General features: G+C 70.3%; 18 protein-coding genes and 1 pseudogene. 10 read left to right on the forward strand and 9 right to left on the reverse strand.

Features of this window, described 5'->3' with window-relative positions:
• The first annotated feature begins 2 nt into the window (after positions 1-2).
• Complete coding sequence (locus ACZ404_RS20385) at positions 3-356, forward strand: hypothetical protein (RefSeq protein WP_468441787.1); 354 nt, start codon at positions 3-5, stop codon at positions 354-356.
• Positions 357-420: 64 nt separating this feature from the next.
• On the opposite strand, the gene ACZ404_RS20390 is transcribed toward ACZ404_RS20385, so the two are convergent.
• On the reverse strand, positions 421-1,416 hold the full coding sequence (locus ACZ404_RS20390) for a lipase family alpha/beta hydrolase (protein WP_468441789.1): 996 nt from the start codon (positions 1,414-1,416) through the stop codon (positions 421-423).
• Positions 1,417-1,683: 267 nt separating this feature from the next.
• On the opposite strand from ACZ404_RS20390, the gene ACZ404_RS20395 reads away from it, so the two are divergent.
• The 4 genes from ACZ404_RS20395 to ACZ404_RS20410 all read left to right on the forward strand — a co-directional run bounded on the left by ACZ404_RS20395 (position 1,684) and on the right by ACZ404_RS20410 (position 6,289).
• Positions 1,684-2,193 (forward strand): DUF4232 domain-containing protein, encoded by a 510-nt coding sequence (locus ACZ404_RS20395; protein ID WP_468441791.1) that lies wholly within the window; start codon positions 1,684-1,686, stop codon positions 2,191-2,193.
• A 144-nt stretch (positions 2,194-2,337) separates the two neighbouring features.
• Entirely contained in the window at positions 2,338-3,024 is a 687-nt protein-coding gene (locus ACZ404_RS20400; RefSeq protein WP_468441793.1) for a FadR/GntR family transcriptional regulator, read from the forward strand.
• A complete protein-coding gene (locus ACZ404_RS20405) occupies positions 3,021-4,460 on the forward strand; it encodes a hypothetical protein (RefSeq protein WP_468441795.1) in 1,440 nt (479 codons plus the stop codon). The genes ACZ404_RS20400 and ACZ404_RS20405 overlap by 4 nt, the downstream gene beginning before the upstream one ends.
• Positions 4,457-6,289 (forward strand): GMC family oxidoreductase, encoded by a 1,833-nt coding sequence (locus tag ACZ404_RS20410; RefSeq protein WP_468441797.1) that lies wholly within the window; start codon positions 4,457-4,459, stop codon positions 6,287-6,289. Before ACZ404_RS20405 ends, ACZ404_RS20410 begins: the two co-directional genes overlap by 4 nt.
• 30 nt (positions 6,290-6,319) lie before the next feature.
• Here the strand turns inward: ACZ404_RS20410 and ACZ404_RS20415 are convergent, their stop codons facing one another.
• The 3 genes from ACZ404_RS20415 to ACZ404_RS20425 all read right to left on the reverse strand — a co-directional run bounded on the left by ACZ404_RS20415 (position 6,320) and on the right by ACZ404_RS20425 (position 8,674).
• Positions 6,320-7,306 (reverse strand): L,D-transpeptidase, encoded by a 987-nt coding sequence (locus ACZ404_RS20415; protein ID WP_468441799.1) that lies wholly within the window; start codon positions 7,304-7,306, stop codon positions 6,320-6,322.
• Between the two features lie 136 nt (positions 7,307-7,442).
• Positions 7,443-7,871 (reverse strand): VOC family protein, encoded by a 429-nt coding sequence (locus ACZ404_RS20420; protein ID WP_468441801.1) that lies wholly within the window; start codon positions 7,869-7,871, stop codon positions 7,443-7,445.
• Between the two features lie 59 nt (positions 7,872-7,930).
• A complete protein-coding gene (locus tag ACZ404_RS20425) occupies positions 7,931-8,674 on the reverse strand; it encodes a class I SAM-dependent methyltransferase (RefSeq protein WP_468441803.1) in 744 nt (247 codons plus the stop codon).
• A gap of 250 nt (positions 8,675-8,924) precedes the next feature.
• Between ACZ404_RS20425 and ACZ404_RS20430 the strand changes: the two genes are divergently transcribed.
• A complete protein-coding gene (locus ACZ404_RS20430) occupies positions 8,925-9,665 on the forward strand; it encodes a 3-oxoacyl-ACP reductase family protein (protein WP_468441805.1) in 741 nt (246 codons plus the stop codon).
• Positions 9,666-9,825: 160 nt separating this feature from the next.
• Here the strand turns inward: ACZ404_RS20430 and ACZ404_RS20435 are convergent.
• Positions 9,826-10,577, reverse strand: a pseudogene (locus tag ACZ404_RS20435) (class I SAM-dependent methyltransferase).
• Between the two features lie 183 nt (positions 10,578-10,760).
• On the opposite strand from ACZ404_RS20435, the gene ACZ404_RS20440 reads away from it, so the two are divergent.
• Together ACZ404_RS20440 and ACZ404_RS20445 are read left to right on the forward strand one after the other, a co-directional pair.
• The gene (locus ACZ404_RS20440) at positions 10,761-11,618 is read left to right on the forward strand and encodes a leishmanolysin-related zinc metalloendopeptidase (RefSeq protein ID WP_468441807.1); all 858 of its coding nucleotides are present in this window, start codon (positions 10,761-10,763) and stop codon (positions 11,616-11,618) included.
• Between the two features lie 53 nt (positions 11,619-11,671).
• On the forward strand, positions 11,672-11,953 hold the full coding sequence (locus tag ACZ404_RS20445) for a hypothetical protein (RefSeq protein WP_468441809.1): 282 nt from the start codon (positions 11,672-11,674) through the stop codon (positions 11,951-11,953).
• Positions 11,954-11,993: 40 nt separating this feature from the next.
• Here ACZ404_RS20445 and ACZ404_RS20450 read toward each other — a convergent pair whose 3' ends face one another.
• From ACZ404_RS20450 to ACZ404_RS20465, 4 genes are all read right to left on the reverse strand, one after another.
• The gene (locus ACZ404_RS20450; RefSeq protein WP_468441811.1) at positions 11,994-12,797 is read right to left on the reverse strand and encodes a peptidoglycan-binding domain-containing protein; all 804 of its coding nucleotides are present in this window, start codon (positions 12,795-12,797) and stop codon (positions 11,994-11,996) included.
• A gap of 13 nt (positions 12,798-12,810) precedes the next feature.
• Complete coding sequence (locus tag ACZ404_RS20455) at positions 12,811-13,482, reverse strand: peptidoglycan DD-metalloendopeptidase family protein (RefSeq protein WP_468441813.1); 672 nt, start codon at positions 13,480-13,482, stop codon at positions 12,811-12,813.
• 9 nt (positions 13,483-13,491) lie between these two features.
• Positions 13,492-14,202, reverse strand: coding sequence for a peptidoglycan-binding protein (locus tag ACZ404_RS20460; protein ID WP_468441815.1), 711 nt, complete (start codon positions 14,200-14,202; stop codon positions 13,492-13,494).
• Positions 14,203-14,303: 101 nt separating this feature from the next.
• A complete protein-coding gene (locus tag ACZ404_RS20465) occupies positions 14,304-15,044 on the reverse strand; it encodes an AfsR/SARP family transcriptional regulator (protein WP_468441817.1) in 741 nt (246 codons plus the stop codon).
• Positions 15,045-15,232: 188 nt separating this feature from the next.
• On the opposite strand from ACZ404_RS20465, the gene ACZ404_RS20470 reads away from it, so the two are divergent.
• Complete coding sequence (locus ACZ404_RS20470; RefSeq protein WP_468441819.1) at positions 15,233-15,787, forward strand: PASTA domain-containing protein; 555 nt, start codon at positions 15,233-15,235, stop codon at positions 15,785-15,787.
• A gap of 389 nt (positions 15,788-16,176) precedes the next feature.
• Positions 16,177-19,380, forward strand: coding sequence for a hypothetical protein (locus ACZ404_RS20475; protein ID WP_468441821.1), 3,204 nt, complete (start codon positions 16,177-16,179; stop codon positions 19,378-19,380).
• The last annotated feature ends 5 nt before the right edge of the window (positions 19,381-19,385 follow it).

The raw sequence follows: 19,385 nt of genomic DNA on the forward strand, positions 1-19,385 counted from the left end.
CCGTGTCCGTCATCAGCAAGCTGCAGATCAAGCCCGATCACAGTGTCGTGGTCCTGGGCCAGCCCCACGACGTCCAGCTGGAGGTCGAGGGCGCGGGTGACCCGGCCACGGCCGATGCGGTGCTCGCCTTCGTGACCACCTCCCATGATCTTCTCGGGTCGGCCGCACAGGCGGCGCTCGCCGCCGCGCGACGCGACGCCCTGTCCTGGGTGGCCTATCCGAAGGGCGGGAAGCTCGGAACGGATCTGAACCGCGACACCCTGGCCGCCGCGCTCTCCGAGCGGGGCGTGCGACCCGTGCGGCAGATCGCCGTCGACGAGACCTGGTCGGCGCTCCGGTTCCGCCCCGCCGACTGATCCCGCCTCACCGACTGAACAACACCGCCGCAGCCACCGCCGACCGTCACCGCCCGGATCACCGTCACAGTGGAAGCGGTGAGAGGCCGCAGCGCACCGGCGTGGCCTGCGAGGGGCTGAGGGCGTTCAGCACGAGCTGGTACACGTTCCGGTCGTACGGGCCGCCCCCGTGGCCGGTGAGGTCCCGTGGGCACTGGTCCTGCAGCAGGATGTTGTGCACGGTCGCCCCGGGCCCGGCGGTGAGGAACTGGTTGGTGTACGGGGTGACGACCAGGTCAGTACGGGTGACGATGTTGGTGTAGGTGACACCGGGTTCGGTGTCACCCTCGGCGTACAGCTTCTGGACGACGGGGGAGCCGACCGTCTGGTCCTTGGCCGCGGGGCTGTCCAGGCCCAGCGGCTTGCCCGCACGCCCGACCACGTCCAGCAGCCCGTCCGCGAGGTGAGCCGTCCCGCTCGCGGTGGTGCCGTGACTGCTCGGGTTGATGCCCACCAGCTGGTGCACCTTCGCGGCACCGCCGTCGAAGCGCAGGTACCACTGGGGCATCAGACCGCCGCCCTGTGAGTGGCCCACCAGGTCGACCTTCGCCGTGCCCGTGGCGGTGAGCACCTTGTCGACGTAGGCGGCCAGTTGTCCGGCCGACTCGGGTACCGGGCCGGTCGCCTTCAGCAGGGCGTGGGGTCTGCTCTCGCCGTAGTTCAGGGCGAAGACGCAGTAGCCGGCGTTCCTCAGTACTGGCGCGAGACCGCTCCAGTTGGCGAAGGCGTTCTCGAAGGTGCCGTGGATCAGCACCACCGGGTACGGATGGGCGGCGGACGGCTTGCAGGTGAAGTCGTTGGTCCCGGCGGGGGAGCGGTCCGGATCCGGCACCGAGGCGAGCAGGGCCTCGGTCCCGCTGACCGTCCCGAGGTCGCCGAACGGGTTGGTGGACGGCGCGGGCGGGGCTTCGGCGGCGGTGTGCTTCGGCGCGGGGGCCGTGGCGGAAGCGGTGGGGACGGCGGTGGCCAGGCAGGCCGCCGTGACGAGGGAAACACCGGTGGCCTTGAGGCTTCGGCGCATGCTGATGCGCACCTCCTGGTGAGGGGTCGGCGGGGCTCGGAGCGGCCCCAGCTTCGACAGCCGGCGCTCCGCGATCGCCTGCGGCGCGCTGCGTGCGCCCGTTCGGCGCACAGCAGGTCAGCCGTGCGGCCCACGAGCGCTGCCGGGCCTCGCTGCGGGATCCGGTGATTGACCCTTCATTGGTTCACCGTTCAAGAGGGGTTCTTCGTCCCCACCGCGGTACCAGGTACCTGCCCGTCACTTCCGTCACGCTCATCGGAGGCACTCATGCAGCGCACCCGCAAGCGCACCGGCAGGATCGCACTGTGCGTCGCGGCCGGCACCGTGGTCACGGCCATGGCCGCCACGGTCCCGGCCGAAGCCGCCCCCGGCGTCCCTGCCTGCAAGAACGTGACTCTCGCCTGGACCGGCGGCACCACCGCGTCCGGTGGCAGCGACCGGCAGGAGAAGGCCGGCGTTCGCATCAGGAACACCGGTGACCACGCATGCTCCCTGCTCGGCGCGCCCTCGGTCATGCTCACCGCGAACGGCCGCCCGGAGAGGCTGTTCCAGCAGCCGGGAGGCAGCAGCGTGAAACTGGCCCCCGGCATGACCGCGAAGTTCACCATCACCTTCCTCAGCGACAGCGGCAAGAACGGGAACGAGATCATCCGTCCCGACCTGGCCGTCGTCACCCTGCCCGGCGGCACCGTGAAGACGCTCAAGTGGAAGTGGGGCAGTGTCACGCGGCAGGAGGCAGCCAGCCGCCCCGGCAACTTCGTCAGCCCGATCACCTGACCCGCGCACCGGCCCTGACCCGCACGGCAGTTGGCAGCAAGGCCCGTGCCGCGCGGCTCGGCCCGATCGGCCGCGCCGCAGCCATTGACTCCTTGGCCGTCCATTGGTTGAGTGGCTCATCCACTGAGTCACTGGGAGGGCGGCGTGGAGCCACTGCCTCGCGAGACCATCGTCGATGTCCTGGAGAGCCGGCTGCGGGAGGAGATCCTCACCGGCCGCCACCCGGCGGGCAGTTACCTGCCGCCCGAGCGCACACTCGCCGACGGCTACGGCGTCACCCGCACCACCCTCAAGCACGCCTTCGGGCGGCTGATGCAGGCCGGCCTGCTGGAGACCCGCCACGGCGTCGGCACCCGCGTGCGCGACTATCTCCGCCTGGGCGGCGCCGACCTGCTGCCCATGCTCGTACGGCACAGTCCCGACTGGATCGGTGAGGTGTTCGAAGTACGACGCAGTATCGGAGCGTTGATCGCCGAGCGCGCCGCCGCCCGGGCGACCGAGCGGCAGCGGGCCGAACTGCGCGCCTTGCTGACGGCCGTGGGGGAGGGGACGGACGCCGATGCCGTCCAGCTCGCGGACATCGAGGTGCACCGGGCCCTGGCCCGCGCCACCGGCAACCGCGTCTACGTCCTGCTGACCAACACCCTGTTCAACGCCTACCTGCCGGTACGCGCCGCGCTCAGGGGACCGTTCACGGATCCCCAGGTGGCCCGCGGCCGCCTGGAGCCCGTGGTCGACGCCGTGGCCGCCGGAAACGAGTTCGCGGCCCGGCGTGCGGCCGAGGAGTACCTGACGGCGACCGAGCGCATCATGCTGGAGGGCCTCGCATGAGCGTGCGGACGACCCCGCGCACGGCCAGGAGCAGTGACGTGCCCGCTCGCGGCACCACCTTCAGCGAGACGATGCTCGGCACCCTGCGGCTGGACGGCGAAGACCGGGCCCGCCGGCTCCGCCTCGATCTGACGGTGTCGACGGACCGCCTGCTGCGCCCCCACGGTACGACCACGGCCCGCGCCACCGGCCGGATTCGCATCGCCGGGTGGGCCGACGACCCCTGCGCCGAGGGTGAGCTGGAGATCTCGCCGCTCGCCCGGCGCCGTATCCGCTACCGCATCACCTTCACCGCCGGTGACCGCCGTCTGACTCTCGACGGCTGGAAGTCCGTCACCCTGCGCAGGCCCGTGACCTCGATGACCGTGCTGCCGTACGTCATGTACGAGGACGGAGCGCGCGTCGGCACCGGCACCCTGCGCTTTCCCCTCGCCACCCGGCTCCTCCCCTTCCTGGCGAGCTTCCGCTTCCCCCGGCGGAACGATCCCGGTGCGTTCCTGGCGCCCCGCTGGAGCGGTGAGGGCGGCCGAACCGAGGTCTGGTACACCACCGTCACCGACCCCGGCAGTGGCAGCGGTCTGTGGCTGCACCATGAACTGACCGCGCCGGCCGACGGGTCCGAACCGTACGCGCACGGCTGGGCCGCCGTGTTCCCGAAGGACGGCCCCGTGCGCCACGCCCGCTTCGGCCCCACCCGGTGGACCTCCCAGGACGCCGGCTTCAGCGCCGGCGCGGTCGGGGTCCGGCCGGGAAGGCTGACCGGATCCGCGGAGGAGGGCGCACTGCGCTGGGACCTCACCGAACGGCCCAGCGGCCAAGCGCTGTTCACCTTCCCCCGGTGGTCCTGGCGCCACGCGCTGCTGCCCGCGGCCCACATGCTCCCCGCCGCCCGGGCCCGCTACGACGGCACCTTCACCCACGACGACACGACGCTGACGCTCACCGCGGCCCCGGGCGCGTCGGCCCGGATCTACGGTCACGGCAACGCCCACCGCTGGGCCTGGCTGCACGCGGATCTCGGCGGCCACGACGTCCTGGAGATCGTCGCCGCCGTCTCCACGCGCCCGGGCCTGCGCAGGCTTCCGCCGCTGGTCTTCCTCCGGCTGCGCCGGCACGGCAGCGACTGGCCACGCCGCGCCGAGCGCTCGGCCGTCGGCTGGGCCGGCGTGGGCCGCTTCCGCGCCGACATCGCCCTGCCCACCTGGCGGGTCACCGGCCGTGCCGGACTGCGCCGGATCCGGGTGGAGGTCACCCAGCCCGCGGACCGCACCCTCGCCCTGGACTACACCGACCCCGACGGCCGGCACGCCACCTGCCGCAACAGCGAACGCGCCGACGCACACGTCCTGCTGGAGCGATGGTGGTTCGGCGGCTGGCGCACCGAGGCCGCCTGGACCCTCGACGGTACGGCGCACGCCGAAGTGGGCACCCGATGAGCCTGGCCGGGCTGGTGGCCGCCCTCCTCGCCGATGACGCCACCGTCGACTGGCCCCGGCGCGTCCCCGCCAGGCTGCAGACCCTTCTCGGCACGATGCCGACGGCCGCCAGGGCCGGCCTGCGCGCCGCGGCACACGGCGTGAACGCCTACGCCCTGGCCCGCACGGGAGGCACCCTGGGCACCCTCACTCCCCGCGAGAGACAGCGCGTACTGGAGGAACTGAACGCACGTCCCGCGCTGCTGCCGCTGCTGGACGTGCTGAAGGTGCCCGTCCTGCTGGCGGCCGGCACGGAGCGCATGCTCGAGGAGGCTCCCGCGCCCCGCAGACCCGTCCGCCAGGATCCCCCGCTGGACGTGACACCCGCACACGCCTGGCCCGCTCGTTCCACGGCGGACGCGGTCGTCATCGGCTCGGGCGCGGGCGGGGCGATGGCCGCACGCACCCTGGCCCGCGCCGGACTCGACGTCGTCGTCCTCGAAGAAGGGCAGCACCACTCCACCGAGTCGTTCGGCAGCCGCACCCCCCTCGACCGGTTCACCGACCTCTACCGGGACGGCGGAGCGAGCGTCGCCGTCGGCAGACCACCGCTGCTCCTGCCCGTGGGCCGCGCCGTCGGAGGCACCACGGTCGTCAACTCCGGCACCTGCTACCGCACTCCGCGCCCGGTCCTGGCCCACTGGAGCAACGACTTCGGATTTGCGCTCGCGGACGGCTTCGACCGGTATCTGGACGAGGTCGAACACACCCTGCGCGTGGCCGACCAGCCCGTCGACGTCCTCGGCGACAACGGCCGCATCGCGCTCGCCGGTGCCCGTGCGCTCGGCTGGCACGCCGCCCCCCTGCGGCGCAACGCGCCCGGCTGCCAGGGCTCCTGCCAGTGCGTGGTGGGCTGCCCGACCGGCGCCAAGCAGAGCGTGCAGCTCTCCGTCCTGCCCGACGCCTGCGCCGCGGGGGCCCGCATCGTCACCCGGGCCCGGGTGGAGCGCATCCTCGTCGACCGCGACCGGCCCGGCGGCCCGCGCGCGGCAGGAGTGCGCGTACGCCGTGAGGGCGCGGGGTTCGAGATCCTCGCACCGTTGGTGGTCGTCGCGGCGGGCGCACTGCAGTCACCACCGCTGCTGCGCCGCTCCGGCCTCGGTGGGCACCCCCGCCTCGGTCGCAACCTCAGTGTCCACCCGGCCACGAGCGTCGCCGGCCGCTTCGCCGAACCGGTCACCGCCTGGAAGGGCGTGCTGCAGAGCGTCGGAGTGGAGCAGCACCACGGGGACGGCATCCTCATCGAGGCCACCGCCACCCCGCCCGGCATGGGCTCCTTCGTCCTGCCGGGACTCGGCACCGAGCTGCGCCGGGAACTGGAGAGCACCGACCGGCTCGCCACGCTCGGCGCGATGATCGCCGACCGTCCCTCCGGTCGTGTCCTCGGCCGCGATCGCACACTGCTCCGGTACGACGTGGCCGACCGCGACGCACGCCGCCTGATCCGGGCGGTGCGGGCCATGGGCGAGCTGCTGTTCGCGGCCGGCGCCGAGGAGGTGCTCACCGGCATCCCCCGCACGCCCCGCGTGCGCAGCCTCGCCGAGCTGGATGAGGTCCTCGCCGGTACCAGCGTGCGGCACCTGCACCTGTCGGCCTACCACCCCACCGGCACGGTGGCCGCAGGCGCCGACCCCCAGTACTTCCCGGCCGACCCGTGGGGCCGGCTGCGCGGAGTGCACGGCGTGCTGGTCGCGGATGCCTCGGTGCTGCCCAGTTGCCCGCAGGTGAACCCACAGGTGAGCATCATGGCGGCCGCCCTGGCGGTCACCGAGGCACATCGGCATGCCTGAGGCCGGCCGGGCAGGGAGGTACGCGGCGCGTCACAGCGCTGCGGTCGTCCCCTGCCCGGACGCGCTGCCCGCGAGCCACTGGTCCCATCCCAGGTTGAAGTCGGCGTAGCCGTTGTCGGCGGCCGCCTTGGCGCGGGGGGAGCCGGTGATGGTGACCGGGTCGCCCTGCTTGACCTGGCCGTAGAACCACTTGGCGTCCGACAGGGACAGATGGACGCAGCCGTGCGAGCCGCGGGCGCTGCCGCTGCCGGGGTTGGGGTCACCGGTCGAGTAGTGCACGTACGTGCCGGACTGGGTCAGATGGACGTCCCAGGGCAGCGTCAGGTCGTAGAAGTTGGGACTGCCCTTGTCGCAGCTGATGCCGACGCTGCAGGAGGTCATGTGGACCTTCTCCTGCTTGTCGATGACGGCCATCGTGCCGTTCCACGTCGGGTACTGGGCGCTGCCCGCGTTGATCGACAGGGTGCGCACCGGCTTGCCGTTCCGGGTCACCTTCATGGTGTGGCCGGTCACCGAGACGTCCGCGCGCACGTCGTCGCCGATCGTGAAGGTGTGCGTGTAGCCGTGCACGCCGTAGCGCCCGTTGCCGTTGCTGACGCCCTTCAGGTCGGCGTCGATCTTCACCTTCGTACCGGAGGGCCAGTACTTCTCCGGCCGCCAGTCGGCGCGCCGGTCGCCCATCCAGTGCCAGGCGCCGACCACCGGCTGCGAGGCGCTCACCTTCATGTGCTTCTCGACCGCGGCCCGTGCCTTCGCCGCCACCGGGTTCGTGAAGATCACCGAGATCGGCATGGCCACGCCGACCGTGGTGCCCGTCTGCGGGGTGATCGTGTCCAGCAGCATCGGCGGGCCCGCGGGCTTCGTCGGTGACGGAGAGGCGCTCGCACTCGGCTTGCCCGACGCCTTCGCGTCGTCCCCGCCCGCCTTGTCACTGCTGCCCCCGCCGCAGGCACTCGCGCCCACGAGCATCGCGGCTGTGACGAGTGCGATCCCTATGCCGCCCTTGCGCCGTCCCACGCCCTGCCCCGCTCTCTCGCTCCTCGGCCCTGACGGGCCCGACTCCCTGTCAGACAGTACGGGGGCGGCCGTCAGTTGCACGCGTCGTGTAAAACATGTGTCAAGACTTGGTGCCGCAGTCCAGTCCAGCCCTTGCTCAGTCGATGCAGAACTCGTTGCCCTCGATGTCCAGCATCGGGATGCACGCGTCATTGCCGTCGTACAGCGTTCGTACGTGTACCGCGCCGAGCGGGATCAGTCGCGCACACTCGGCCTCGAGTGCGGCGAGGCGAGCTTCACCCACCAGACCGGTGCCGACCCGCACATCGAGATGCACCCGGTTCTTGGCCGACTTCCCTTCGGGGACGCGCTGGAAGTACAGTCGCGGGCCGACACCTGAGGGATCTACGCAGGCGAACCATGCATCCCGCTGCTCGGGTGGCTGCGAACGTTTGAAGTCGTCCCACGTGGCGAACCCCTCCGGTGGCGGCGGTACGACGTACCCCAGCACCTCGCACCAGAAGCGAGCGAGGCGCTCAGGTTCGGCGCAGTCAAAGGTGACTTGGAACTTCTTGATCGCTGACATCGGCGCACCGTACCAACGGGGCTCCACCTGACGCCCTCGAAGCTTCGCCGGTCGACCGTTCAGGCACGGCAGCGCAGCATCTCCAGCGGTGGGCTCGCCAGGAGGTCCGCCCAGAAGTCCTCGCCGTACTCACGGATGCCGGCTTCGGACACCTGCAGCGGAACCCACTCCACCTGGGTGAAACCGGCCGCCCGCAGGCAGTGCTCGTACACCTCGCGGCGCGGGGCCGCGCCGACGATGCTGATCGGCTGCGGGTCGAGCAGAGCCGTGACGCGCACCCGCGGCCCCGTCTCGGTCTCCTCGCCGGTCGGCTCGCAGCGGAACCCGTACTTCTCCAGGGACGGACAGTCGAACCGGTAGTCGGGCTTCTGCGCGAACACGAAGAACTGCCCACCCGGTACCAGGCTTCGGTGAACGTTGCGGCGCATCCGCTCCATCGCCGCGAGGTTCTCGGCGTAGTTGAGGCACTGCACTCCCAACGCGATGTCGAAGCGCCGGCCGAGAGGCCGCAGCTCGGACACGTCGCCCACCTCGTAGTGCACGCCCAGCGGGTCACGCCGTTCGATCTCCCGGGCGGCGGCGATCATCTCCACGGAGATGTCGACACCGAGGACATCCGTGGCGCCGCTCCGCTTGAACCGCCTGCTGTAGAAACCGGTGCCGCACGCTAGGTCGAGAATCGACTTGCCGCTCACGTCCCCGACCATGCCCAGGAAGCTCGGCACCTCCCCGTAGCGGATCAGTGGCAGGGACTTGAACCCCTCGAACGCCTCGCCGATCTCGTCGTACTGCTGCACGCTCACGCGTCGCCCCCTCGTGTGCTTCTTCCCGTACGCGGCCAGGTCGGTCTGCTGCATCGGAGGCCGGCCCGTCGCGGTCGTCGCAGGAAGTGTGCTCCGCCGCGTCCGGTCCTTCGTACTGGCGGATGACATGAAGAAGTGGGCCGGTCACCCTCGTATCGCCCAAGCGGTTCCAGCGATGAGGTGGATGTCGCCGAACGTCAGGTCCGTTTCCCGCCGGTCTCCGCCGGTGGGGCCCGCGATGCTCGACGCCATGAACCGACTCGAAGGAAACGTCGCCCTGATCACGGGCGGAAGCCGGGGCATCGGCGCCGCCATTGCGTGCCGGCTGGCGGACGAAGGCGCCGACATCGCCGTCACCTATCGGCACAGCGCGGAGCGCGCCGCCGAGGTCGTGGAGCAGGTCAGGGCCCGGGGGCGTCGAGGTCTGGCCATCCAGGCCGACAGCGCTGTCCCGGAGGCACTGACCGCCGCTGTGGACGAGGCCGCCGCGACCTTCGGCCGACTGGACATCCTGGTCAACAACGCCGGTGTGTTCCTCGTCGGCCCCCTCGCCGGTCTGGTGCCGGCGGAGATCGACCGCACCCTGGCCGTGAACGTCCGGGCACCGTTGGTGGCGGCACAGGCGGCGGCGCGTCACATGGGCGACGGCGGCCGCATCATCAGCATCGGGAGCAACGTCGCCGCACGCGCGCCCTTCCCGGGCCTGGCCCTTTACGCGATGAGCAAGACAGCGCTCGTCGGCATGGCCAAGGGCCTGGCCCGGGAACTCGGCTCACGCGGCATCACCGTCAACGTGGTCCACCCCGGCCCCACCGACACGGACGCCAACCCCGCGGACGGACCCGACGCCGAGACGATCGCCGGCTTGACCGCTGTGGGCCGTTACGCGGAAGCGGCCGAGATCGCGGCCACCGTCGCCCACCTGGCAAGTGTCGACGGAAGGTACATCACCGGCACCTCGATCCACGTCGACGGCGGCTTCACGGCCTGACGGGCAGGGTGACATCCGAGAACCCCCCGGGTGGCTCCGCCCGATGCGCTTGCCGGCAGAACACCCTCGAAGCGGGCTCCGGCTCGGACCACGGCGGCGACGTGCCCGGGCGGGAGGTCGAGGAGCGGCCGCCGACCGCAACGCGCGGGGGTGACGAGGGTCAGGTGGTGGCCAGGAGCAGGTCCTCGCCGCTGGACGGGCGGAGGCCGTCGGTGCGGTCGGCGAAGCAGCGGTCGGCGAGCAGGGCTCCGGACACGTGCCGGGCGTCTTCGAAGCCGGCTTCTCGGGCCAGTGTCAGCATGTCCTGCGGGGTGTAGAAGCTGATGAACGGCGTTCCGGATGCTCGAGCCGGCGCAGGGTGGCCCAGGTGGCGTCTCTCGTGAGGTACATGGTGACGCCGGTGGAGACGACGACCGCGGGGCGGCCGGAATCGAAGCCGGCGCTGGCCAGTTGCTCCCACCAGGACGCGCCTGCCTCGAAGTCGACCGGCACGAGATGCAGCCAGTCGGGGATGCCGTAGCCGAGTTCGACCAGGCGGCGGCGCTTCCAGGACTGCGGGCCGGGCCGGTCGATCTCGAAGATGCGCAGGCGAGAGGCGAGCTCCGGCTTGCGCTGGGCGAAGGTGTCCAGGCCGGCTCCCAGGACCACGTACTGCGAGACGCCGCGGTCGGCCTGTTCGGCCATCAGGTCCTCGGCGAGACGAGCGCGGGCCACCACGGCCGCCCGGAACCCCCTGGGGGCCTGCGGGTCCATGTCCGGGCGGTCGCGCCAGTCATCGCCGGGGTCCGCCAGACGCAGGCCGATCTCATCCTCGACCACGTGCGGGGGCGGATCGACCTGGAGGTGCATGGCCCACCAGAGGGCGGTCCGCACCGCGGTGCTGTCCGGCGCCTCGGTCTGCTCGCTTGCCATGGTGTCTCCGCTCGTCGCTCAGCCTTGTCGTCGGTGCCGAGCACATCCTCGGCCATCTCACCACCTGGCACGCAGGACGCGGCTTCGACGAGCGCCTGGACTTTCACCCGCTTAGGGTAAATAAAACCCATCTTCTCCTGAATCGGAGGGTTAGTTGTGGCCACGAACAACAATCACACCCACGTGGCAGTGGCCGACAGCCGTCGAGCCGAAGCGCTCGCCGCCACAACATCGCCGTTCAAGATCGTCGTCCGCTTCCTCGGCGGACTGAGCAGTAGCCAGGAGAAGGCGTTCACCGCAGCCGCCGACCGCTGGGTGCGCGTCATCGTGGGCGACCTGCCTCCCGTGGTGATCGACGGCGAGGTCATCGACGACCTCCTGATCCTCGCTCAGGGACGCCCCATCGACGGCCCAGGAGGAATCCTGGGACAGGCGGGCCCCACCCACCTCCGGCCCGCGTCGGCCGGCAAAGCGGCCTTTCTCCCCGCCAAGGGCATCATGTCGTTCGACACGGCCGACCTGGAGCAGATGGAGCAGGAGGGCACGCTGAACGACGTCATCACCCACGAGATGGGGCATGTGCTGGGCATCGGCAGCGTCTGGAACGACAAAGGCCTGCTCGCAGACGCCGGCACCTCCAATCCGACCTTCCTCGGCCGCGGCGCCATGGACGAGTACCGTGCGCTGCGCGACGACGGCACGCTGCAACCCGTACCGGTCCAGAACACCGGCGGTCCCGGAACCGCGGATTCCCACTGGCGGGAGACCGTCTTCGGCAACGAGCTGATGTCCCCCTTCATCGCGGGCCCGGGCAACCCCATGAGCCGCATGACGGTGGCGAGCCTCGGCGACCTCGGCTACGAGGTGGACCTCGACGCTGCTGAGCCGTACCAGTTGCCGGACCTGCACGCACTGGCCGCGCGGGGCGTGCTCATGGCTCATGCCGCACCGATCGACGTCGGCATGATGCTGCCGGTCATCCCGGTCGCTCTGCCTGCCGAGAGCCTGCAGGTTTCGAGCGACGAGACGCCGGTGCCATGAGGGACAGGGACCAACGTCCCGGAGACGACGGGGACGCGCCGCCGGAGCCGGGAGTGATCCTTCGCCCGGAGATGTCCGTCCTCGGCAACGAGGCGTTGGTCCCTGAGAGCAACGTCGTCCGGCCCGCGCCCACCCGCTTCACCCACGAGCTGGTGGCCGACGAGCCCTTCCACTTCGACCGTCCCCGGCGTGGTCGTGTCCCCGACGGTCATCTGCCGGCGGGGACACGGGTGGTGGTACTCGCGGTCGGTGACGACCACTGTCGTGTTGCCGCCGGTAACGGCCTGTGCGTCGACGTGCGGCGGGCGAGTCTGCGCGCACTGACCGACGCTTGACGGATTGCCGCTCGCCGGCCTCAATTGCCGCTCGCCGGCCTCAGAAGGCCGGCGAGTTCTCGACGTTCACGACACTGCCCGTCGGTCCGTAGGTCAGCACGGTCCCCTCCCAGCGGCCGAAGTCCAGGCCGGAACCGGCGGCGCCGAGAGTATAGAACTGCTTGGCCGTGGAGGCCCGGACGCAGGTGTTGAGTATCTTCGCCATGCTGTAGCAGAAGACGTTGCCGTCACTGCTGCCCGGTCCGATGAAGGCCGCGGAGCAGGAGTACAGGTCGACTCCCGCGGCGAACTTGTCCTTCAGGACGGACAGACGCGAGAGGTTGCCGGTGAAGAGGTTCTCCTTGCAGAACTGCACGTAGGCGGGCGCGCCATGGGCCATGAGCTTGAGGCGTACCCGTTCCGCCGTTTGCGCGACGGTGGCGGCCGAGCTGTCCAGGAACCACTGAAGCGGCGTGTTGGCGTCCACCTCGATCACGGTGTCCCCCGCGGGCCGGTTGCCTGCCAGCCGTACGTCCCGGTAGACGAGGCGGTACGGTTTGACCGCGCCGTCGCCCGCGATGGCGGGGTCCGGAAAGGCGTCAGGGGATATGAAGAATCCCTTGAGCCGGCTGAACGTGACCTTACCGGGCTCGACGAGCCCGTCCTGGAAGCCGAGTTGCACGTACTGGAAACGGCGAATCGCACCAGTGGTCTTGGGACCGACCAGACCGTCGACGTCCAGCGGGGGACTCGGTCCGCCCGCAGCCGCGTCCACCTGATCGAGCAGCATCTGCACGGTGAACACGTCGTCGAGGTCGTTGATGCCGCCTTCGCCGACACTGGCCGACAGTTCCCGGACACTCATGTCTCGCTCCGATTCACCAGACGGGCCTTGCGACATCGCCGTAGGACCAGTGGGAGCCCTTCGACATCTCGAAGTGCAGATGAGGTCCGGTGGCGTTGCCCGTGGCCCCGACCTTGCCGAGCTGCTGCCCGGCGGTGACCTTCTGACCCTCGTTCACCTGCCGCCGCGAGAGGTGGCAGTACGTGTAGATGTGCCCGTTGTCGGCGTGCAGCCCGATCCACTGGCCGTAGGCTCCGCCGTTGCCGTTCGACCAGGCGATGGTGCCGTTGCGTACGGCGACCACGGGGGCGCCCGTCGGTGCGGCGAAGTCCTCACCCGTGTGACGGCCGACGCCGTCGGGCTTCCAGGCGTAGGGCCCGCGTGAGAAGAACGGGAAGGTGACCTGGTGCCCCGGCACGGGAGACGGCACATGCCCCCGGCCGGAGGTGCCCGCCCCGGTGCAGTCGACGGTGAAGCCGGCGTGGTGGCCGAGTGCGGTGAGGGAGGCGCAGCCGGGGATGCCGTCGGCGTCGGCTCCCTTGAAGCCCTGGGCGAGTTGTTCGGCCCGGTAGGCGGCCTTGGTCTGTTCGCCGAAGAAACCGGTGGGGCCGTCCGGGATGCGGTGGCCCCGGGCGATCAGGGCCTTCTGCACGATGCGGATGTCGTCGTTGCTCTTGCCGAAGCGGACATTGGACAGAGCTACCATGACGGGCTCCTAGTAAGGCGCCGGAGAACGGTGTGGATCCGCCTGCTGCACCCGCGCGGCGAAATTGGATCCGGAATGGTTCACGTGGTAGCGGTCGCGGACGTAGTTGACCGTGGCACACATGTCCGCGACCACGTCGTACGGAGTGGTGGCGGTCCCGGCCTGATGGTAGGTGGCGAAAGTGGTGGGAATGCACTGGGTGGCACCCCGCGAGCAGTTCTGCGGGTGGCCGTCGGCGACGATCCGCCCCCGTGCGTTGACGTCCGTGAGGTTCACCCGCCACTTGGGGTCGTTGTAGGCGGACTCACGCTTGGCGATGGTGACCAACGCCGGAACGCCGTACTGCGGGTCCATCCCGGTCAGTTCGCACGCCTTCTGCGCATAGCGCTGCATGGCCACCGGTCCGACGTCGTCCTGCGGGTCGCCGTAGGTGACCTGGCTGAGGCTGAGCCGTCCGTTCCCCGGCGCCGGCGTGCAGTCGACGGTGAAGCCGGCGTGGTGGCCGAGTGCGGTGAGGGAGGCGCAGCCGGGGATGCCGTCGGCGTCGGCTCCCTCGAAGCCCTGGGCGAGTTGTTCGGCCCGGTAGGCGGCCTTGGTCTGTTCGCCGAAGAAACCGGTGGGGCCGTCCGGGATGCGGTGGCCCCGGGCGATCAGGGCCTTCTGCACGATGCGGATGTCGTCGTTGCTCTCGCCGAAGCGGACGTTGGACAGAGCGACCATGACGGCTCGCTTCCTCTCGTCTTCCAGGCACCGAGGGAGCCGCGGTGAAGGCCACGCCACCGAGACTACGGACGCGCCGTCAGCCCAGCGTCAACCCGGCGTCACCGGCCCGGGAGCCGCCATCCGTGACAGGCCAGCAGCCGCGCGAACCGAGGGGACGGCTCGACCCCCAGCTCCTCCCACAGCAACCGCTGGAACGAGCGATAGTGACGGACCGCTTCGACGAGATTTCCCTCCGCGAGATGCGCCGATACGGCGGCCCGGTGCGCGCTCTCCCGGAGCGGATCGGTGCGCAGGCTCTCCCATGCCGCCTCGAGGGCCAGCCCGGGCTTTCCCTCCCGGACCAGCGTCTCGGCCAGCGCGTCGAGGGCGTGCAGCCGCAGTTGCCGCAGCCGCTCGCGCTCCAGCAGCACCCATTCCTCGTCCCAGCCCGGTAGCAGGTCCTCGACCCTCAGCAGGCCCTGCGGGAGCCGGGTGGTGAGCGGTGGGCCGCAGTCCTGGACGACGCTGAGGGCCGTTTCGGTGAAGGCGTGCACGTCGACGTGCAGGGTCTCGGCGGTCACGAGCGAGTCGCCGGAGCACCGGATCAGCGGTTGATCACCTCGCGGAAGCTTCCAGAGGGTCGTACGCAGGCTGCCCCGGGCATGATCTTCGCTGACCTCGGGCCACAGTGTCCCCGCGAGGACCGTGCGGGACACGCGCCTGCGCAGGGCGAGGAAGGCCAGCAGGCGCTGCCCGTTGCGGCAGAGTTCGACGGGCTCGGCACCGTATTCCAGCCGGAATTGGCCGAGCAACCGCAATGCAGGACGGGAAACCACCTTGATCGCCTCGCTCGACGGCATACCGCCGCCCATCGATGCGGGCCGAGCGTGTCACAGGCTCCGAGAAAGCCTCTGGTCACAGTTTCGGCCGGTGCGAGCGGCCCGTGCAACTCCATGGAACGCTTGCGGACCCGCGAACCGGCGACAAGACTCGGACATGCGGGCGGGGCGACGAATTGCGGGAGACGAGTTGTGGCGGAGGCGGAACAATGGGTGTTCTCCGTTTGCGGGCGAATGACCCGGCGACCATCTCCTGGGGGCATGTGCAGGTGCTCCTGTGGATCCTGCTGTCCGCCGTCGTGGCCATCGGGATCGTCCTGGTCGTCGCCCGGCGCCTGGTGCCGAACCGGTCGGCGTCGTCGGACAGCATCGTGCGCAGCTGGATCGCCATGGCGCTCGTCACCGGCCTCATGGCGTTCTGTGTGGTGGCCTTCGCGGTGCGCGACACCAACCTCCGCAGCACCCTGATCGGAGCGTTGGCCGCAGCCGTCGGTTCGGCGGTGGCCTTCTACTTCTCGGGCAAGGTCGCCGAGGACGCCCGCAAGGACGTGCTCAGCGCCGCGTTCGGTGGCCAGGAGGTCGTTCCCGACCTGGTCAGCTGTACCCGGGACGAGGCGGCCGCGAAGCTGGGCGCGACCACCCTCAAGCTCGAGCTGGCCCCCGGCTCCGGGCCGGCCGCGGAACCGGCCAAGATCTCCCGCCAGGACCCGGCCAGGGGAACGACCGTTGCCCGGGGCACGGCGGTGAAGGTGACGTTCTCCTGACGCGTCACGCCTCGTCGAAGACGAGGTCCTCGGGCGGCCGTGTCATCCGCACGGTGTCTGCGCCTGCCGCGCGGCAGCGGCCAACCCCGCGGTCAGGCTCGTGAACAGTCCACGGCAGAACCTGGGATGGGCCAGGCCGACGCATCGTCATGGCAAGTTCCCGAAGAACGCCAGTGGATCGAGCAGGTGCAATGGCAGTAAGGGCGGCGATGACAGCTGGCATCCCGTCAAATATGATTGAACCATTCACGAGTTGAGGGTGTGGGTCTGTGATCCCGAGCCAGTTTCCAGTGGCGGGAATCCGAGGCCGGAGGGAAAATGAGGGGAAGGTGTGCGACGCCGTCGTGCGTCGTGCATGATTCTGACGACCTCGAATGAGGCGTATTCCCATGGCTTTCCGCACCGCCCGTCCTGTCGTCCTGATGCTTTTCGACGACTTGCGCAACCATTTCGGCGGGGGCCACCACGGTGGTCACGGCGACGACGGGGGTGGTGGCTTCCACGGCGGCCCCGGCGGGCACGGGCCCGGCGGAGACGGTCACGACGGGCCGCACGACCCCGGCCCGCACCATCCCGGCCCGGACAGACCCCCGGAACCGGGACCGGAGGACGCCGCCGAGGGTCCGTTCCGGGTGGTGCGTCCGGCGGACATGCTCGTCGTCGACATCAGCCTGGTCAATCTGCGCTTCGACGGCCACCGCCTGGTGCCGCGCGATCCGGGATCACCGGCGTTCGTCCTGGCCGGACTGCCGCCCCAGCACGTCGAGGAGCAGGCCTTTCCGGTGGGGAGCACGCTCCCGCCCACTCCGGTCAAGGCCTTCACCGCCGGTCCGACGACGCTGGCGTTCTCGGTACCGGCCGATCTGGCCGGTCTGGAGCTGTCCCTGGCGGCGCTGCTCGACTGGGAGCGGCTGGTGCCGTTGACGGTTCCGGTCGGAGTGCAGGCCCCGGACACCCCCGGTTCGCCGGTGTTCCAGGGAGTTCCCAGAAGCGTGATCGAGTTTCCCAGGCGTCTGCTGCTCACGTACGACGAGCCGGTGGACTGGCTGAGCCGGCCGGAGCCCCATCAGGCCGACGGGCGCGCCGCGTTGTGGCACGCGCGACTGCACCGCACGCAGGACGGCGGAGACGTGCTGCTGAGGGCATTCGCGGCGGTACAGGGCCGGGACGCGATCCTTCCGGACGGCCCGCTCACCCCGGAGAACCTGGAAAACCTCGTCACCCTCACCAGCCGGGCCGAACTCGTCGTACCGGGCGGCGGCCCCATCGACGTGCCGACCGCTCCCTTGCACTCCGAGCAGTTCATCCTCACCCCATTGGGCGCGTCCGCCCACCTGCACGGCGCATGGGACGCGCCGTCCCCCGACGACAAGCTCCGGTACCCGCAGGCCGGGCGGCGCTTCCCGGTACTGGAGGCGTACGACCACATCACGGGTTTGGGACGCGACCAGTACATACGCGTCGTCACCCGGGGCCGCCTGGCCACCGGACATCTGGCCTCGCACGTGGAGGAGTTCCGAAGGGTGTTCGTGGCTCGCCCGAACGACGGGATCGTCGCCTACCTGCAGCGGGAGGACCGCATCGTCGTCAAGCAGCCGGAGGTCCAGTACGGGCAGGGCACCGGGTTCACCTTCGCGGGGCGGGAAATGCCGTTCACCAGTCTGCGCATCACCGACCGTGTCACCCCGCTGATCCAGTCGCCCAGTACTACGGTGCGGCCGCCCGACGGTAAGCCGCTGCGGGACACGGACGCCTTCTGGGTGAAACTGCTGAGTCCCCAAGTCGACTTCCAGTTCACGCTGATCGGCACGGACTGCGAGGGACGGAAGGTCAGCTTCAAGATGCCGCTGGTGTTCGTGCCCGACGAACTCCGCGAGCCCGAGCCGCCGTTGAAGGCGCTGTACGCAGAGAATCCCGACCGCATGAAGGTCCAGTTGGGCGGCCAGGTGATGGCCATGGCGCAGCCACCGCCCGAGGCACCCGGCAGCACCAGCCACGCGGTCGGCACCCTGACCTTCGGGCTCGGAACCCTCGGCCGCACCCCGCAGGAGGAGGACCGCTTCGTGGTCGGCCTGCCGCACGTGCGGGCGGCGGACGTACGGGTCCCCGCGGTCGAGCAGTTCGTCGCGAACGCCGGTGACCGCGCGGTCGTGTTCAACGACACCTATCTCAAGCAGACCATGGAGAAGCACCCGGCGGGCGCGTACCTCCAGCTTCAGGACCCGATCAAGCTCGCACTCGGCGCGGAGAAGGCGGGCGGGGTGGCCAGCCCGCAGACCGCACTCGAGTTGATCACCGCACAGGCCGGAGTCGTCCCGAATCTCTTCAAGACGGACGCGGCCGGGGCGGTCACCGAGGCCTTCGACCTGAAGTCCATGCAGCAGGCGTTCGACGGGGCACAGCTGCTCGGTGTGATTCCCCTGAAACGCTTCCTGCAGAACATCCCCCAGGACCACCACGGCGCGCTGCAGCAGCTGAGTGACGAGAAGATCGAAGCCATCCTCCGTGCCGACGACGGCCTGTTGCCCGCGCCCGTGCTGCGCGTCCGTGACCTGGTGGACGGCCAGGGCAAGGAGCTGCGCTATGTGTGGAAGACCAAGCTGGGCACGATGGAGCCGGGCGATCCGGCGACGCTCCCCATCGACGTGCACAAGGCCACGCTGACGCTCGACGCCCGGACCGTCCGCTCGCCGGACGCCGTCGACAAGGCCACCGTGCAGGGCAAACTCACGCACTTCGCGCTGGACTTCCTCGAGATCGCTCGGGTGGACATCGCCGAGCTGACCTTCAAGGCCGGCCCGGGCAGGAAACCCGACGTCACGGCCAGTGGAGTGGCGCTGACCTTCGAGAAGGACCTGGAGTTCGTCAACACGCTCCGCAGTGCCCTGCCGGCCGACGTCTTCGGCTCCGGCGCGTACGTGGACGTCGACGACCGGGGTGTCCGGGCCGGCTACAAGTTCGCCCTCCCTGCCCTCGTCATCGGCGTCTTCACCCTGTCCAACGTGTCGCTGGCCGCCGAGCTGGACGTCCCCTTCGACGGTACCGCCGTGGCGTTCCGCTTCTCCGTCGCCGAGCGAGAACACCCCTTCAACGTCACCGTCTCCCTGTTCGGCGGCGGCGGTTACTTCACCATGCTCGTCGACACGAACGGTCCACGACAGATCGAGGGTTCCATCGAGTTCGGCGGCGCCGCCGCACTGAACCTCGGCGTCGCGAGCGGCGGGGTCTCGGTGATGGCGGGTATCCGCTTCTCGCAAGTGAAAGTGAAGGACGGAGACACGGTCAAGGAGCAGGTCTCCCTCTCCGGCTATCTGCGCTGCAGCGGCTTCCTGTGTGTCCTTGGCATCATCACGGTGTCCGTCGAGTTCTCCCTCGAACTCACCTACACGAAGAGCGGGCACCAGTCGGTGGTCCACGGCAGGGGCACGCTGACGGTCAGCGTGCGGATCGCCTTCTTCAGCAAGTCCGTGACGCTCGAACTCGAACGGAGCTTCTCCGGCGCCCCCGTGGACCCGACCTTCGGCGAGTGCGTTTTGCTGGAGCCGCACTGGCGCGAGTTCTGCGAGGCGTACGCCCCTCAGCCCCCCGGGTGATGTCC

It is taken from the genome of Streptomyces sp. NPDC030798 (assembly GCF_055572275.1).

Coding starts and splice junctions, on each gene's coding strand:
- ACZ404_RS20465 (WP_468441817.1), bottom strand. CDS start 15,044: ATGCCGTCGAGCGAGGCGATCAAGGTGGTTTCCCGTCCTGCATTGCGG.
- ACZ404_RS20470 (WP_468441819.1), top strand. CDS start 15,233: ATGGGTGTTCTCCGTTTGCGGGCGAATGACCCGGCGACCATCTCCTGG.
- ACZ404_RS20420 (WP_468441801.1), bottom strand. CDS start 7,871: ATGTCAGCGATCAAGAAGTTCCAAGTCACCTTTGACTGCGCCGAACCT.
- ACZ404_RS20450 (WP_468441811.1), bottom strand. CDS start 12,797: ATGAGTGTCCGGGAACTGTCGGCCAGTGTCGGCGAAGGCGGCATCAAC.
- ACZ404_RS20405 (WP_468441795.1), top strand. CDS start 3,021: ATGAGCGTGCGGACGACCCCGCGCACGGCCAGGAGCAGTGACGTGCCC.
- ACZ404_RS20395 (WP_468441791.1), top strand. CDS start 1,684: ATGCAGCGCACCCGCAAGCGCACCGGCAGGATCGCACTGTGCGTCGCG.
- ACZ404_RS20410 (WP_468441797.1), top strand. CDS start 4,457: ATGAGCCTGGCCGGGCTGGTGGCCGCCCTCCTCGCCGATGACGCCACC.
- ACZ404_RS20455 (WP_468441813.1), bottom strand. CDS start 13,482: ATGGTAGCTCTGTCCAATGTCCGCTTCGGCAAGAGCAACGACGACATC.
- ACZ404_RS20475 (WP_468441821.1), top strand. CDS start 16,177: ATGGCTTTCCGCACCGCCCGTCCTGTCGTCCTGATGCTTTTCGACGAC.
- ACZ404_RS20430 (WP_468441805.1), top strand. CDS start 8,925: ATGAACCGACTCGAAGGAAACGTCGCCCTGATCACGGGCGGAAGCCGG.
- ACZ404_RS20460 (WP_468441815.1), bottom strand. CDS start 14,202: ATGGTCGCTCTGTCCAACGTCCGCTTCGGCGAGAGCAACGACGACATC.
- ACZ404_RS20390 (WP_468441789.1), bottom strand. CDS start 1,416: ATGCGCCGAAGCCTCAAGGCCACCGGTGTTTCCCTCGTCACGGCGGCC.